Annotated in this window: 17 protein-coding genes and 2 pseudogenes; 6 read left to right on the top strand and 13 right to left on the bottom strand. The window is 55.0% G+C overall.

What is annotated here, in order from left to right:
- The first annotated feature begins 1,056 nt into the window (after positions 1–1,056).
- The gene (locus BLV41_RS12445; RefSeq protein ID WP_074711868.1) at positions 1,057–1,542 is read left to right on the top strand and encodes a hypothetical protein; all 486 of its coding nucleotides are present in this window, start codon (positions 1,057–1,059) and stop codon (positions 1,540–1,542) included.
- 210 nt (positions 1,543–1,752) lie between these two features.
- On the opposite strand, the gene BLV41_RS12440 is transcribed toward BLV41_RS12445, so the two are convergent.
- Entirely contained in the window at positions 1,753–2,379 is a 627-nt protein-coding gene (locus BLV41_RS12440) for a Helicase associated domain protein (protein WP_074711867.1), read from the bottom strand.
- A gap of 100 nt (positions 2,380–2,479) precedes the next feature.
- A complete protein-coding gene (locus BLV41_RS12435; protein ID WP_074711866.1) occupies positions 2,480–2,695 on the bottom strand; it encodes a hypothetical protein in 216 nt (71 codons plus the stop codon).
- Positions 2,696–2,759: 64 nt separating this feature from the next.
- Here BLV41_RS12435 and BLV41_RS22090 point away from each other — a divergent pair, with 64 nt between their 5' ends.
- On the top strand, positions 2,760–2,909 hold the full coding sequence (locus BLV41_RS22090; RefSeq protein WP_170835468.1) for a hypothetical protein: 150 nt from the start codon (positions 2,760–2,762) through the stop codon (positions 2,907–2,909).
- An 813-nt stretch (positions 2,910–3,722) separates the two neighbouring features.
- Here BLV41_RS22090 and BLV41_RS12430 read toward each other — a convergent pair.
- Both BLV41_RS12430 and BLV41_RS12425 read right to left on the bottom strand, forming a co-directional pair.
- Positions 3,723–3,977, bottom strand: a complete 255-nt coding sequence (locus BLV41_RS12430; protein ID WP_074711865.1) for a hypothetical protein — start codon at positions 3,975–3,977, stop codon at positions 3,723–3,725.
- Between the two features lie 14 nt (positions 3,978–3,991).
- Complete coding sequence (locus BLV41_RS12425; protein WP_083360760.1) at positions 3,992–4,957, bottom strand: DUF2599 domain-containing protein; 966 nt, start codon at positions 4,955–4,957, stop codon at positions 3,992–3,994.
- Positions 4,958–5,872: 915 nt separating this feature from the next.
- On the opposite strand from BLV41_RS12425, the gene BLV41_RS12420 reads away from it, so the two are divergent.
- The 3 genes from BLV41_RS12420 to BLV41_RS12410 all read left to right on the top strand — a co-directional run bounded on the left by BLV41_RS12420 (position 5,873) and on the right by BLV41_RS12410 (position 9,127).
- Positions 5,873–7,135 carry a condensation domain-containing protein gene (locus tag BLV41_RS12420; protein WP_074711863.1) on the top strand — a complete coding sequence of 421 codons (1,263 nt, stop codon included), beginning with the start codon at positions 5,873–5,875 and terminating at the stop codon, positions 7,133–7,135.
- Positions 7,136–7,181: 46 nt separating this feature from the next.
- Entirely contained in the window at positions 7,182–8,552 is a 1,371-nt protein-coding gene (locus BLV41_RS23055) for an MFS transporter (protein ID WP_074711862.1), read from the top strand.
- Positions 8,553–8,632: 80 nt separating this feature from the next.
- The gene (locus BLV41_RS12410) at positions 8,633–9,127 is read left to right on the top strand and encodes an NUDIX hydrolase (RefSeq protein ID WP_074711861.1); all 495 of its coding nucleotides are present in this window, start codon (positions 8,633–8,635) and stop codon (positions 9,125–9,127) included.
- Between the two features lie 52 nt (positions 9,128–9,179).
- Here the strand turns inward: BLV41_RS12410 and BLV41_RS23050 are convergent, their stop codons facing one another.
- The 5 genes and pseudogenes from BLV41_RS23050 to BLV41_RS22555 form a co-directional block, all read right to left on the bottom strand.
- The gene (locus tag BLV41_RS23050; protein WP_074711860.1) at positions 9,180–9,935 is read right to left on the bottom strand and encodes an SDR family NAD(P)-dependent oxidoreductase; all 756 of its coding nucleotides are present in this window, start codon (positions 9,933–9,935) and stop codon (positions 9,180–9,182) included.
- A gap of 258 nt (positions 9,936–10,193) precedes the next feature.
- Complete coding sequence (locus BLV41_RS23045) at positions 10,194–10,850, bottom strand: alpha/beta hydrolase (protein ID WP_425284277.1); 657 nt, start codon at positions 10,848–10,850, stop codon at positions 10,194–10,196.
- A 418-nt stretch (positions 10,851–11,268) separates the two neighbouring features.
- Positions 11,269–11,469 (bottom strand): annotated as a pseudogene (locus tag BLV41_RS22945) (recombinase family protein); the annotation flags it as partial.
- 15 nt (positions 11,470–11,484) lie between these two features.
- Positions 11,485–11,616 (bottom strand): recombinase family protein, encoded by a 132-nt coding sequence (locus tag BLV41_RS22940; RefSeq protein ID WP_342028199.1) that lies wholly within the window; start codon positions 11,614–11,616, stop codon positions 11,485–11,487.
- A 96-nt stretch (positions 11,617–11,712) separates the two neighbouring features.
- A pseudogene (locus BLV41_RS22555) lies at positions 11,713–11,862 on the bottom strand (IS30 family transposase); the annotation flags it as partial.
- 336 nt (positions 11,863–12,198) lie between these two features.
- On the opposite strand from BLV41_RS22555, the gene BLV41_RS12385 reads away from it, so the two are divergent.
- On the top strand, positions 12,199–12,657 hold the full coding sequence (locus tag BLV41_RS12385) for an aquaporin (RefSeq protein WP_342028198.1): 459 nt from the start codon (positions 12,199–12,201) through the stop codon (positions 12,655–12,657).
- A gap of 699 nt (positions 12,658–13,356) precedes the next feature.
- Here the strand turns inward: BLV41_RS12385 and BLV41_RS22795 are convergent.
- From BLV41_RS22795 to BLV41_RS12370, 4 genes are all read right to left on the bottom strand, one after another.
- On the bottom strand, positions 13,357–13,485 hold the full coding sequence (locus tag BLV41_RS22795; protein ID WP_280138614.1) for a hypothetical protein: 129 nt from the start codon (positions 13,483–13,485) through the stop codon (positions 13,357–13,359).
- Positions 13,486–13,582: 97 nt separating this feature from the next.
- Entirely contained in the window at positions 13,583–13,993 is a 411-nt protein-coding gene (locus BLV41_RS12380; RefSeq protein WP_074711858.1) for a hypothetical protein, read from the bottom strand.
- A 306-nt stretch (positions 13,994–14,299) separates the two neighbouring features.
- A complete protein-coding gene (locus tag BLV41_RS12375) occupies positions 14,300–14,506 on the bottom strand; it encodes a hypothetical protein (RefSeq protein ID WP_074711857.1) in 207 nt (68 codons plus the stop codon).
- A gap of 603 nt (positions 14,507–15,109) precedes the next feature.
- Positions 15,110–15,520, bottom strand: coding sequence for a hypothetical protein (locus BLV41_RS12370; protein WP_139244313.1), 411 nt, complete (start codon positions 15,518–15,520; stop codon positions 15,110–15,112).
- Positions 15,521–15,613 lie beyond the last annotated feature (93 nt).

Raw genomic sequence — 15,613 nt, 5'->3', positions numbered from 1 at the left:
GCGGAAAAGCGGTGCCATCGAAAGTAGTGAGGCCAGTCCTCGGACGAGCAAGAATGGGTGAAGTTTTTGCTAGGACGGGGAATCTGAATAACTGTCGACAGGGTAATTCAACCGACTCGCCATAAACTCTCCAGAATCAACGCAAACTGGAGAGTGTTTAGTACCTGCCATTGTTCCACTATATCCGCGGAAAAATGGGCGAATGCAAGGTATTGTCAAGTGGCAACAACCCGATACTTGTAAAGCGGGGGTATAAGCGCTGAAAACTGTCAGGAAGTGTTAGGTGCCAAATACGCTGCTGACCTGCGGCGATAGTTTTTCAGATGCGTTGGAGCGGGCAATTTCGACTGACTATCCCTTGCGGCAGTATCGGTTCGAATACCCTGCGGCCCGGTTTGCTGTTGGTGCCACATTCTCGGACCCATGGTGTTCTGCTGGGTCGGCCCAAGGTTTGAATTAAAGAGTCAGCGAAGGCCGGGGCAGTCCCGTCGAAAGAGCTAAGGGCCTCCTGTAGCAAAGGGGATCCACTCTTCCGCAAGCCAATCTAGGTTGGTCCTAGCTGTGGAGGTTGACGCCTGGCTTTTCATCGTCTTGGTTGGAGCTAGATGCTTCGTCTCCGTCACCAGGTATGGCCACGAGGGAGTCCTTTTCCTTCTTCGTCGCACTTCCCGGAGGGAAGGGAAGAAGCTTGCGTCTAGCTGGCCGCGTCCTGCAAAGATGGCCATGCCCGCGTCCCCAGCCCTATCTGAGAAGCGAGTATGGGTGGTATCCCAGAAATTGGGCTCCTTCAAGGCCAAGAGGATGTTCTCCGGCTGAGATATTGTCGCGGTTGGGGACCAAATGACCTTGTGCAAATGACAGGTTTAGCGCGGTATTTCAGATGAATGCACCAGGATGAATCATCTGGTGTCTCTGAACAAGGGATCGCGTGGCGAGCATGATTCTGCGTGTAGAGGGCTGCTGATTCGCAGTCCAACCTGCCACTTCCCGGAGGAATGTCGGTGTGCTCGGATAAGTTGAGAGGGACCTCATCGGTGTTGAAGGAAAGGAAAAGAAATGGTTGCTGGAAGTAGTCACGTCTCGGAGTCTTGGCTGGTCATGACTGACTTGGGTATACGGTTTGGCTGGAATTCGAATGAGGCCGGCCTCTGCCTACGACTGATGGGCCTTCGCGACGCAGAAGGCCCTGGTGCGGCGCCTGCCTTGGAGATGGGACTGGCCCGTGAGCAACCTGATCTCGATGGGAAGGGTGTTCCCTTCGTTCGCCTCCTGTGGGACGCCGAAGTTCTCATCCCCGCCATGTCTGAATTTATTCAACAAAATGGTGGACTGGTATCGGTAACTGAGAATCTCAGAGATGAACTAAAGGCGCGCAGGGTTTCTGCAACTCCCCACGCCAAGAAAAGCGCCTCCTCTCGTCAGGCTGTCCCGGAAGGGGCACCTGACAGCAACCAATTGCTCGTTCTCATCCAAGAATTGACAACAAAGGTCAACATGCTCGAGCTTGAAGTGAAAAGACTGGGGGATCTGCGTTCGGCGTAGTCTCTTGGAGGTGATCGACTAAATCGGTCGGCGCAGGATGTGCTGTTCGGTGTCTATAGCGCAGAGACTGAAACAGTCACCGACGCGACTTTTTGCTGGCGTCGCGGGTATCCCTAAATGACATTTTCGACGGTTGCAAAACGTCCATGACCGGCGAGACTTGTGCCAATTAGCCAATGTACGCATGGTACTGCTCCGGGGGAGTGTGGCTCACATCCTGCTGCGCCAGCCCGGCAGGGCCGCATCGAGAGCTTCAAGGCGCCATTGTTTTAGGCGTCCTTCTGCTCGGCCCTGGTGCTGGGTGTGGAGCCAAACGCCGAGGCTATGCTCTTCTTCGCCGTCGTAGCGCTTGTAGCGTGGCATTGCACCTGTCTCCATGACGAATGCGTGTAGATCTTCGAGACGTTCATGCCAATGCTCGTCGCGATTCACTGAGGGCTCCCGGTGTGTCCAACCGGGCAGCTTGTCCATGAGCGTGATTTGAATGTCGGGTAATTCGCCACGGATATGTAGAGCGCGCTGGTGGGCGACACAACGGGCCAACGAAGGTTCTTCCTCATCACCACCGACAGCGGGTAGCCTGCCGTTTGCCGCAAGGAAGATTTGGGTAGCTTTATAGCGTCGTTGCCAGTGTGTGGTGGGCCAGCCCGGGCCGCGTGCCGCGTTGGCTGCATCATGAATGGGACGGATGTCATCGTCGTAGGTTTGCCGGACCTGCAGGTGACGTTGCACGGTCGAGAGCGGCCGGCCCGTGAAGTCGGAGATCTCACGCACGGTCATCCCAGACTTGTACATGCGATCCCACGACGGGTGCAACGAGATATCCCAGCGCAACATGCGTCCACGCTAGCTTATTGGCCCCTCATAGTCAGTGCCATTCCAATCGGCACGCTTGACCCGCTGGATGAGGTCGGCGGGGAACCATTCCATGTGGTGCTTACCGGTGGTGCTTACCGGTGTTGTCCCACCATCCAATGAGCCCGTAAGAGTGCGTGTAGCCAAAAGCGTGGCCGTAGATCGTGTTGACCTTCACCAGGGGTTTGTTCCAAATCGGGAAGCGCTTAGTCGGCCCGTCGGATGGTTTCGGGTGGCGGGTCTCGGCATCAATGATCGCCATCAGGATCAGGTTGTTGCCTGCATCGAACTTATTCACTAGAACATTATGCGCTCATGGTCTGACATAGAACATAGTGGGCGGGTTGCCCTATCCTTGGAGCATGATCATCACAGCAATGTTCGAGACCATCGAGACGGGCGCCATCGAGACCACAACGGTCGAATGCCAGAACTACACCCAAGGTTTCGAGCAGCTCAAACGAACAATGCCCGAGCGCGCTCGGTTGGTCAGTGTTCGACCTGAGAGGTAGTTGCACCTATCCGTTAAGTGGCAGTGCGTTGTCTTGAAGGCGTGAGCCTAGAGTCCTAAAATGGCGTCACCAGTTCTTGTACCAAGCCCTGCTCGGACGAGAACCGAGTGACTAAGCATGGACGATATCTCCGCTTCGAGTATCTGGTGTGATGTTTGCCAGACCGATGACTACGGGCTCCTGGAAAGGGGCGCAAGCGCCGATGGAATGTTCAAGGGTGTCGGTGTTGGCCGAAAAGTAAGCCAGCCGTTCTGGACGATTTGTCCGGACTGTACAGCGAGAAACACAACCAGTGGCCCTGTTTTCAAATGGCACTACTGGCTCTACATACGGTTGCCATCAGTAAGAAGGAACGCTGGCCAAGATTGAGAAGTTGATTACCTAGGTGTGAACCCATTTGTACATGGGGGAGCGGGTGAGTGGGGCTGTCCTGGGCTCATACGACTTGGAGTTCTTCCCCTGCCGTCATCGAGATCATCTTTACCAATCAGGTGGCCAGAGCGATTCTAGAATTCCGTGGCTCAGAACGAACCTACATCCTCTGCAGAGTCAAAAATCCTCGCCCTCACGAAACAGCTTGGGCAGCCGAACCAGCCGTCCCAGACGAAGCCCGAACTGAACGGATCTAGCCGACTGTACTCCCGCTGGCATCATTCTTCTTGGAAATTCCGCGACAGCAACCGCACGGGATCGTGCGCGAGTAGTGGCGCCCAACGCCAAAAAACGACCCTGTTCTCATGCCTTGTCTGCAGGCATGAAAACAGGGTCGCCACGGCGTGCTGGGGCGAGGAGCTGCCCCTCACTCATACCAATTTACGAGCCGTTGGCCGGCTTCTTCGAGGCAAATTGTATTGTCTTGTAAATGGCCCAGACCAGCGCTAGAAGAGTCGCGGCGAGAAAGATCCAGACAGAGGCACTCAGGAGGGGATTCAACTCAGCTGAGCCTATGGGCGACCCTGCAACTTCGTCTGCCGCATATCCGGCGACGAGACCAAGCGCTAAGGTCACTATTGCAAGAATTACAACGATTATCCATGGAGTGGCTACTTTTTTCACATCAGTTTTCATAACAGGCTCTCATCTCAGTTGCACATGTTGCCGACAAAACCTAGGTAGCCTTTGTCGGGGGTGTAGGCTTCGAGGTTCCAACTCGACTTGAAGGTCGTTACAGGGCGTGCGTCGTAGTGACAAAGGAATTGATTCTCCAAGGTCGCGGTCCGGGGCACGCCTTTCTCCGCAGCTTCGCCCCAGGCAGCCCAACGGGCTGCGATCCCGGCGCCGCCGCGGCCCCAGATGGTTGGATGAACTAGGTATCTAGAACCCATGCCCGCAACAGTGCTCTTCTCGACCTTGTCAATTAGTCCGATTCCTAGCCAAGGATCTGCCACGACTGGAAAAACTTCATTGCCGCTCAGTGTGACCACTTGAACAAGCTTGTTTCCCGATACTTCATAGTTTGTAGCCACGCTTTCACCGTTGGCGTCCTTTGCCCATGCCGGCAAAACACCCCCAACGAATATGCCTTCATTGTTGACGATGGAAACACTCCCTGAAGGCTCAAGCTGAAGACGAGCACCTTCGGGGAGGCCCAGCTCGTATTCGTACCTCAGCGGCGCAGAGGAGTCAGCCAGCACGGTCGTAATCTGAACCGAACCGTCGGCCTTCGGAATAGGCACAGTTGTTGAGCCGTCGCGGTTGTCATACGCGATCTGGTTTCGGACTTTCTTAACTACCGGCTCTTTGTCTGTGCTCGGCAACCCGATGGAAATCGAGGTTCCATCGCTTGATTTGAGCGTTACTCCGGCGGATGCTTGCGCGGATAGCTCAACGCTGGCCCCAGTCGAAATATTTGTACGGCTTACCACCTCACGATTGAGATCGGAGGAAGAAGCTGTGGTGGAATCTTTGAGAACTTCGGGTGCTGCATTGAGGATCGATTCAATCGGATCGAAACTGTTGCTTGCGGTAGCGGGGGTCATACCAACGGCACCCAGCAAAACTGCCGCAGCCACCCCCGCGTAGCTAATCTTAATCATGTGCTTTCTCATTTTACCCCATTTTTTATTGAGCGTGCTTTGTCTACGTTTAGCTAGCGCCGTAAATACATCGGCGTTTTCAGCGCATGAATCAGGAGCCTAGCGTAAGTGTTGCCCCAAGGTCCAGCTCATCTCTAATGTTCGAAGCGTGTTGACATTGCGTGATTTAGAATCAGCTGTGGACCTATGTGTTTCGAATCTGATCATTCGTTTATTTCGCATTTGATTTGTGGGTTTTGTCTCGCAAGGTAGGAAATTTTAATAATCTCGAAGAGTTTCCTGACCAGTTTTCCTGCGACCAAAAACGCGATGACCCGGAATAGGGTGACCATTAGGATAGCTGGCGTGGAATCGCGGATCGGAGAGGGAAAATTTACTCGGTCTCTTGATCTACGCTCACCAGCAATGACGCTCAAAGACCGCGCCTATCCGCCTAGAGTGCCCCAGTCATGCGGACAAGTCCCCCACTAGACTGGCCCTTTGACCACATCTGCGCCCAAATGGGGAGTTGTGAATTAGCCCTGACTGGTGCGTTACGTTTCGGCGGTGTGTTCCGCGCAGGACCCATTGTACTTCGATATTCGGATTTTATAGAACGGTAGTTGGGTTCATAGTATGCCACACGGTAGCTGGAAATTCATTTTCTTGGAATTGGAAGCGTAAATAATTTGAACGAAAGGATAGTCGTTATCAGTAATATCGCAGGTAGATGTCCGTCAGACATGTCCAATCGGATAGTCGCTTATAGCCCTCCACCTATCCAAAGGGATAGTATTCGACTTTTTTGAATCGATAATATAGTGTTCTTACTAACATTTCGCGAAAAATTTAACCGTATAGCTTAATTTGGCGCCATCTCGTTTAGATGAATTAGGTTGTGGGCGCTCTTGGTATGACTAAGGGCGATTTTTGTTTTACCATTTCACAATGGGGATTGAAGTACTTACATTAGGCCAGTCAGATCTAGTCCGCGGCACATATGGCCCAGATTACTCGAACAGATATGTCATAGCGATGGCAATTACGGCACCAGGACATCTTGACCGTAGGCGGATTGAAGCCGCCGCTCAGAACATGGAAAGAAGCCATCCGGCTCTTCGAACTTCGCTGACGTCGTTGACATCTGTGTTTCTATCACGGCAAGTGGTGTCTGATCACGTCAGTGGCCAAAGCCGGGCTATCCATGTTTCCGTATTTCCGGATGGTGACGACATCCAAGACGTGATGGATCGACACGTCCGAGCAATGGCTGAGCAGTTCGACGTTGTGGATGGCCAGACGTGGGGAACTGTTCATATTAGAGGCGACAATCGTGACTATGTTGTCTTTGTTTTCAATCATGTCTTAGCAGACCTCGTCTCAGCAGCACAATTTGTGCGAACTTTCACGCGCTCGTACGCACGGGAGCGATGCTCTCCAAGCATGAAAGATACTTATGTTGAGTTTCTTAGTGAGCTAGAGTCCCAATGGTTGCGAACCCCTGGAGCGGATGTGAACTGGTGGTTGCAGCGTCCTTGGGCCGGCATTTCGGAAATGCCGCAACTCCAGACGGTTGATGACAATCAGGGGTCTGCTGCGATGCAACGTATCGACAGGATCAACGGAGCCGTCATCGCGTCAAACTTCGACGAGGGGCTTGTAATTTCAGCTTTAGCACAAGCCGTACAGGAGTCCACTTCGTTAGACCTTATTCGTATTGACGCTGCAGCGCACGGCCGTCATGATTCGCTGCGGCGAGGCGCCGGGGGCTGGGTGGCTCATGCATTGCCGTTCATCCTCAGCAATTCAAATCATGCAGCAGATGTCGAAGCTACGAAGGCGGCTGCGGACTCATGGCCGGCAAGCTTTCAAAGGGTAAGGAACCAACCAAACCTGCCGCTTCAGCAACAAATTAGTGGACACGCGTTCGTAAACTTCTTTGGTTCATTTAATCCTGCTAATTGGAAGTCTGACGGATTTACCGCCTCACCGGTTCAACCAAAGTATCAACCGTCAGGCGGCACGTCGTTGACTCCCATTCGGCTGAAGATCCAGAAACAGGCTTCCGACTGGGTCTTTGCGTGGTCGTTCTCACCTAGGTTCGGTACCCCATCGCTGCCCAATGATATCGCCACGCAGACCATAGCGGCGCTGAGTATCGAGTCCGCTAAAGCGAAACGGAATCGCATCTTAGTTACGGCAGCGAAATAAATGAAAGTCAGATTTATGCTCACTTGGAACGACGTGAAGGCCCCGGATGCACCTGCAGTCACTAAAGCCAAAAGAAGCCGAAGAACGAGTCAAGTTAGTAGGATGGATGAGGTCACTCATCACTAGAGGCCAAGATATTGAACTGAGGAAGCGATCACGGCGAACCAACATCGTGCTCTGGTTGGCCGGCTACGGAAGCGGCGTCCTTGGTGATCAGATGTACTTCGTCGCTCTAGCCTGGACTGCCACTCGATTCGCAACGCCAGCTCAGGTAGGTTTTCTCCTTGCTGCTGGAGCGGTACCGCGTGCACTCCTGCTCCTCTTCGGCGGCGCCGTCGCCGATCGATACGGTCCGAAGTGGACGGCGCTCGTCAGTTCCGCGGGACGTGCGGTTGTCATTGCAGCCATATCCATTAGCCTATCGTCTGGCGCTTCTGATATTGCACTGCTGGTTCTGCTTACAACCGCCTTCGGAATCGCTGACGCACTCTTTCTCCCTGCTGTCGCGTCTCTCCCTGCCTACATTGCTGATAGATCGTCTTTGCGTCGCCTACAAGGCGCGCGGTCGCTTCTTCAGCGGCTAGCCATGGCGACGGGGCCTCCTTTGGTTGGTTTTCTCCTGGCGCATATTAACCAGGGAGCTACGTTCGCTATACTTTCGGCCATCCTCGCGCTTTCGACTTGTCTACTCTTCTTTACGCGCGTTTCTTCGCCTGCAGCTAAGTCGGAAGCTGAGACACCTTGCGGGGACAGCCTAGGCGGAACACCCCGTTCCAGAAGCAGCAAGAATACGATCAGAATGCTGCGCATCAGCCTCATTCGCGACGCTAGGACGGGGCTGGATTACGTGTCTAAGCATCCCGTCCTAAGGCCAATGCTTATGATCATCGCCCTTTCGGAGCTTGCCATAGCCGGCCCAATCGCGGCCGGAATACCTGCGCTTGCGGATGACCGCGGTTGGGGGGCGCAAGGAGTAGGCACTGTCCTTGCCTGTGTTGGCATTGGTGCGATGACAACTGCCCTTTACTTAACCTTCGGGCCAAAGCTACCCCATCCAGGTCTCTACGCACTAGGTTCTGTCGTGCTCATGGGCCCGGCCCTTATCGTCGTTGGAGCTGCGGCGGAAGTTTGGCTTTCAGCCGGAGCAGGATTAGTTTTGGGCTTTTGCGGTGGTATTTGTGGGACGTTGATCCAAACCTTCGTAATCACAATGTCGGACCCTTCCCAACTCGGCAGGGTTTTGAGCGTGGTAACACTTGCAAGCATCGGCGCTGCACCAATTGCGTACGCCGCAACGGGACTTATTACGCAATTCGCAGGGGCAAGCTTTGCTTTTCTGTGCAGTGGGGTTCTTGTATCGCTGACGGGTTGCTACGCCCTCACCCTTAAACCACTCCGACGAGCGACCCTCGAATAGCGGTCTGACAAGGTCTAGTCCACTGGGCCCCGAGAGCATGTCGCGTCTCGCTCCCGATACAACGTAAAGGAATCAATTCGATGGAAACCGTAGTACATCAAAACCCCTGGTTCAGGGTGACCGAACAATCACAGGGAGATCTATCGTGGTTCAGAATTCACGCCGCTGATACTGCGGTCGTATTGGCCACGACGAACAACGAGAAGATCCTCTTCATACGAGGGCGCCGTGGAGGTGGGCCTCGGGAATCCTATGAATTGCCAGGCGGAATAGTGGAAACGGGAGAGAATCCCGAGGACGCCGCAATTCGTGAGTGCCGGGAGGAGACCGGATACTGCGTGGCGGAAACCCAGTCGTTAGGCCACGTATTACAAGTACCTGCCATAAGTTCTACCCGGTGCCACATCTTCCAGGCAAAAATCACTTCCCGTGGATCGTCTGCCCTTGAGCCTGGAGAGAACTGGCAAAGCGAGTTACTTTCTGTTGCCGAAGTGCACCGGCTAATAGCCGCTGGCGCTATCGAGGACGCAGCCACGCTGTCGGCCTTGTGCAGGTATTTCTCTGCCAGTCGGTAGCGACACCCTTATACCGGCAGGATTGGAGGGAGGTCCTGAGCAATCGCTCCATCTACAAGTCGGATTGACTTAGCGTCTTTCTGGTGGGTCTCGTGTTGGTGGCGAGGTCGATTAGCCAAGGGCAAACGGCTTCCACAAGAATCTGAAGGCGCCTTGAACGGGGAATCACTATGCGGCGAGCCGTGCGGTGCATTCCCCGCTCAATGGCCCGAGCAACCACTTCGGCACCAACTAATCCGCGGCCTCGCCCTGAACTCATGGAAGTTAGGACCCTGTTCGGAACTACGAGGGAGACGTTGATGTTGTCTCCTGCGACTTCCCGCCGAACGGAGTCTGTAACTCCTCTTAGGCCAAATTTAGAAGCTGAATATGTTCCTCGGATTCCAATTTCACCTGCCATCGAACCGACGTTTACAATCGTCCCGTGACCCTGAATTTTGAACGCAGCAATAGCGTCGCGCATGAGGAGAATCGGTGCGGTCAAATTCAGGTTTATTAGATACTGAACCTCTTGCGTGCTTGACTCAATAGAGTGTGCACCGGTCGCCCCGGCGCAGTTGACCAAGGCATCTATGCCACCCATTAGGCTCATAGCTTCAGGTACTAGTCGCTCGCAGCCCTCTGGTGTCGATAGATCGCAGGCAATTGAATGGGCAATCCCGCCGACAGAACGCACACTCTCAACGAGGGCATCAAGTCTAGCCGTCGAACGTGATGCGAGGACAAGTTCGTACCCTTGTTTGGCGAAAAGTCGTGCGGTAGCTTCACCGATTCCGCTTGAAGCTCCAGTGATTAGGACTCGTTTCATGAGAGGACTCTACATGGAACTTGCAACTTGCTGTCTACCTGAAATGGTGTCGGAAAAGGTCACTTTTGGCACGCAAGCTGAAACATCCGGCTTCCTAAGGCACGGCTACTGTGGTGATTGATCATGCCGCCATCCGGGCGTCCCTTATAACCAATTCGAATGGCCGCTCCGAGCACGGTGGCGTAGTCGGCGCCCAACATTGGCGCAGTTGCGCGACCTTGGCTCTGAAGCCAGTTTTAGCCGGCGCGGCATCACGTCTTATAGTCCCCGGGCCCAATCGATAAACAAATCTAGACTGTCTGCAAAGCTAGGGTCTTGTGGCCGGTTAAGGAAGGAATGACATGCCCCGGGCAGTACGTGGTAGTCCACTGCGATCCGGGCCGCGGAAAGTTCCATGGCGAACTTACCGCCAGATGCGCGCATTGAGTCGTGATCGGCATCAATCATGAGCGCGGGCGGGAATCCCCGCAAAGGGTGCCCGCCCGGAAATGCGTCGGGTTCCGAGAGGGCAGATTGCCGGCCTGCGTAGTGGAGATTCATTAGATTGAGTATCATCGGTGCGTGGACTAATCGGCGCAGACCACGAAGGCGGCGCCTCAATTCGCGCGACCGAGTTGGCAGGGCGGAGTGGAAGAGTCCGTACGCAAAGAAGACGCCTGCTAGAGCGTCACCACCCTCGTGCACCAAACGAAGCACTGTTGCGGCCGATAAGCACGCACCGGCGCTTGCGCCGCCCAGAATCACCCCGTTGGGCGCCCCGCGTTGCACTTCCCGGACAACAGCAACGACTTCATCAACCGGTACCGGATAGTGGACGGCAGGACCCCACCGCAACCCACTTGTCGACCGACGAACTCTCGAGACGGTTGCGAGTTGATACCCGACGGTGATGACTCGGAATCCTGCTGTGGACATGGCTTGGCCGACAGCGTGAGACTCCGATTGGTCCAGGTTACCTTTGAAAAATCCTCCCCCGTGGATCCACACGATCGGCGTGGCACTGACCGGTTTAGTGTCAGTTTGCGGCGAATACAATCGGACAGGTATAGGCCCATGAGGTCCCTGGACCGTACTATCGATCCATTCGACAGCTTGCATAATCGGTTCTAGAGGTTTCACGTTCTAACACTACTTGGGGTTTCTTGTGCCGGATGCTCAGCTTTTCTGGCGGGCATCATACGGTATGGGCTAAATGCCTTTGCGTAACTTTCAGCCGAGTGGGGTTGGCATCATTGGTGTTCCGCGTTGGGTTTGGTAGGGCGAGAGTTTGTGCACGTTGGTAGAAGGTGGCGCGTGACATTCCGAGTTCGCGGGTGACTACGGCTGTGGGTTCTCAACTTTCTATGAGGCGGATGGTGTTGTGGACTTGGTGGTCGACGTTGCCGCTGCCAAGATTGAGGACCCGCAGCCCCCGCCGGGGGGTGTTCAGCCGTTGCGCGAAGTTGAGCAGGTTCTGGGTAGATCGCCCGAGCCAATCCAGTGTGGTGATGATTAGGGTATTTCCTGGGATTAGTGCATCGAGTGCGCGGTCGAATTGAGGCCGCGACTCTCATGCTCCAGAAACGCCGTAGTCAATGTAGAGGTCATCGGCCCGGGCTCCGACGGTGAGAAGGCCAGCTTGTTGCCGGTTGGTGGATTGTTGTCGCATTGATCTGCGCGCGTAGCCGATTAGTTTCGTCACGGGCAGCTCCAAGGTGTCTCATAACTAGTGATTCACACACAGGCGAGTTCAGGTGTTGCACTCACCACCTGAACTCGCCCCGGCAGATTCTGGAGGTCATTGCAACAGGAGGGGTTCGATCAGTTCGATCGGTTTCTTGAACTCTAGCCGTTTGCGTGGTCTGTCGTTGGGTTCAGCGCCGACCCAGTCAAGATCCTCAGCACTGTGGATGCTCAAATTAGTGCCTTTGGGGAAATACTGGCGCAGCGGTGAAGTGGTCCCTGAAAGTTGGACTCTGAAATTAGGTGTCTATCTTTCAAAGGAGTCCGCTCCTGTATTTGCGAAGCACGTTGAATCGTTCTGATGCTGTCTCGGCCGTCGAGTTGTTCGAGGAAGGATTCACTGCGAAGTCCGTTGCGTTGGCTCTTCACCTCGCGGATCACCCTGTCCAAATATTGTATCGACGATGACAACTAAGGGGACCAGGTTCCCTGATGACAAGAGACCGAAGGCAGTACGATTTCGGGACCAAAAATCGAGATCGTGCGCCGCCACGCCAACGGAGAGACCGGAAGAGCTCTCGCCCAAGAGCATGACTTACTTTTGCGCATAACCGTAACGAATTGGACGGTCATCTACGGACGCGACGGCGAGGACGGCTTTGACGCGGTTACCTCCGGCTTTGCTTCCAATGGATACAGAGACCGTTCACCCAATGGCTACAACATGATCTCCGCCCTACTGGCCGAGATCATCCTGACCGCCATCTTCCTGTACGTCATCCTGGGCGCCACGGACAAGCGCGCACCCAAGGGGTTTGCCGGTCTCTCGATCGGCCTCACCCTGACGTCGATCCACCTCGTGTCCATCCCGATCACGAACACCTCCATTAACCCGGCACGTTCCATCGGCGTGGCCTGGTTCGCGGGCCCCGAAGCACTCGGCCAGGTGTGGTTGTTCATTGTTGCCCCGCTCATCGGAGCAGCCATTGCTGGCCTGAGTTACCAGAGCCTCTTCGGCGACAAGTCAGTAGCTGCTGCCGCAGAGGTTGCCGCCAAGTAGCTCCACTCCACACACCGGGGTAGAAGCTCGTGAGAGCTATTGTCCCTGAGATTTTCGATTTTTCACGGGACGGATCGAAACAAAGCGGGATGTTCCTGTGAGGTACGAATGCGTCCACTGATCCGACACCATGGGTTAATCTCACCCTTTACGTACCGGCTCAAGCCGCGAAATTTCGTGCATTTTTCTATTCCATGCTTCCAAATTGTGCCTTGTCCGGTACTGTGTGGCCCTCTTCGCATGTGCGGTACTCGATAGTTCCGTCCTCGCTGAGGGACCCGGGAGAGCACGAGACGGTCCCGCGACATCCGTAGCAGTGAAGAAGCACACTGACTTTGATGTGGGACCCGCGCGTGTTTGACGATTCGAACATTAATTTTTCTCCATGGATATGGTTCTTGCGTGATGGATTCCGAGAAGTGCAGCCGGTCGGAGTAGCTAGGTATCCGGTTCAAGCTCATTGCTAATTGACAGAATAACTTTACGACAGGACACCCGCTGACAGGTCTCGGTGACGGCCCACGCTGTCCGCAGGGGACCGACTAACAGGCACCCGCTGCACCATCGTATGTTAGGAAGTAGTGACCGGACCCGTGCCCGGCCGGGCGGTGTTGTCAGGGTCCGGCCGCGCTCATCCTTCGGGTTCTACAATCGAGGTGGACGCAACCGGTTAGGGCACTCCCGGCACTCATCGACGCATTACAGCCCGAAGATCTGGCTGTCCTTCGAAGACGCGGTCCAGATCAGGTCCTGGACGGGGCCATGGTCGATGCACTCGACTGCGGCGCCGGCGCCCCCGGCGAGGGCCGCGGCTTCTACGTGGTCCACGACCGACTGGATGCACTGGACCACCCCGAACGCCTCCGCTATTACCTGCGCGAAGACGTCGTCTCCGCCATCTTCGCGGAGAGGCGTCGGTCCAGAATCAGGCGCGGCATCCTGATGGATCGGGATAATCCTTTTCGTCGTTCAGGTAGTTGGCGTCGTGGATGAGGGAGGCAACCCAAGCTTCCGTTGACCCACCGTGATGGGCACTGATGTAGCAGCCCAGTCCCGGGCCGGTGATGATCGCAGTGACTTTTGCTCCCGCGTCAGATGGGCAGACGTAGAGGGTGAGCTTGAAACTGTCCGTGCCGTTTACTCCTAGGCACAGTTCTGCCCGGTCCTCGAGTCCTGCTGCCCATGCGGCTATCATTGCCGGGGTGAAGACACGGGGACCGCCGGCCGGTGCACCGGAGGGATGTGAGATCTGTGTGATGCGAGCAAGCTGTCGCGTGGCGCTTGAGATGTGGTGCTGCTGTACTGCGGTCTTGACGGTCTTGATCAGACTGCCCATAATTCTCCCCTTGTAGTGGTGCGGGCATATCTCGTACTTGTTCCCGACGGCTACCGCTAGAACCCAAGCTATGTTGGGGTGTACCTTGTGTTCGCGCTGTATGTGGGGTTCTAACCACGGCCGAAGAAATCTCGAAGAGTGGTAGGAATTTTGGCTTTCTCATTTGGTTCTCCTACCGGCCAACAGGTGGAGCAAGGCTCTGGGAATGATTCTGCAATGTCCCAGTCCCAGCCGTCGATGCAGTAGTTGTTGGTGCAGTCCGACAATTTGCTTGGGTCGGAATCATTCCAGACGTCTGCTGGCCTTTCAGTCATGGCTGGGTGTGTATTCGGCGGTTTCGAGCACGCTTGGCACCGCATTCAGTACGGCTCCGCAGAGTCGCAAGGCAACGAGAGGGTCGAAGGGAAGAGCTATCCCGGGATTTATCAGGGCGCGGTAGTCGTTCCACCGTTCCTTGAGCTCGTTGAGTTCTGCTGCCCCAACTGAGGTGGTGCGGTGGGCGTTGGTAATCATGATGCTTTCCTAACAGTTAAACATTGGCCCCACGTTGTCCGTCATCGCCGGCTGCATGTTCTTGCAAATTGCCGCAGCGTTGTCTGTTTCGTGTGGTGAAAATGTGAAGGGGTGACCTCAGGTACAGAATGCCGGCACGGGACAAGACAATCTGGATCGGCTGACTTCAGGTTCGATTCACTATTTCTTGTGCCAGCTCGTCACCATGTAGCCATCAGAGGTTGTTTTCCTGCTTTACGGATTTGGTCAAGGTCCGTCTTCCGAGGAAACTATCCCGGGATTCTTTCCTGGGCTGGGAAAGAATCAGACTGGTTATCGGGTGAGTAGTCTGTTCGTGTCGTATCAGCTGGGTTTCACCTGCTAAGGGTCCTCGCGATCCTTTGCAGAAACATCTGATGCGAGCATGTGCGTAGCCGCCGGCAGTGGGTTACCAGGATGACCCCGTTCTTTCACCGCGTTTTCGGAGATGGTGGGGTCTTCGGCACAGAGGGGCGCTTGAGGCACGTCATTTTTGAATTGGATTGTCTTAAGCGCCCTGAATCCAGCACTTTCGTGTTGGTGTCATTATGCCGGGTGCCCGGGCTGGTGGATGATCGGAGCTGTCTACTTGGCGGCTCTGACGACGGAACCAAGGACGCAGCTGACCTTTGTATCCGTCTCGACAGAGGAGGCTGTTAGGTCTGTGGAGACTTCCCAGTCGGTCGGATGGTTGGAGGACGCATTCTTTAGGGTGCCCGTGCCGGATGCCAGAACCGATGAGTTGGTCGAATTGATCCAGCTGATGGAAACCGTCACTTCACCTTGGACACCCTCCGGGAGCGTCACTTTACCCTTGGCGGTCACATGTCCCGGGGTGGTGTCGCAGGAATCCAGTGTCGTCGTCTTGGCGATGCCTTGACCGGGATCCGCTTGAGCTGTGTCTGACTCAGTCGGGGAGCCAAGGCTAGTGCCACTGTTTGTTGATCCTGAACATCCGGAAAGAAGGCCTGCAATCACGAGTATCACTAGTGGCATGAAGATTTTGCGTTTCATCGAAAGTTGGGTCTCCGATTTCTGTCTTGGATTTGCGGGGCTGTGATGCCTGCCCCCAAACGTTGGGAGCAGGCA

Source organism: Arthrobacter alpinus (assembly GCF_900105965.1).
GTDB lineage: Bacteria > Actinomycetota > Actinomycetes > Actinomycetales > Micrococcaceae > Specibacter > Specibacter alpinus.
The sequence above is the reverse complement of the archived record's forward strand: the minus strand, read 5'-3'. Positions and strand labels throughout refer to the sequence as shown.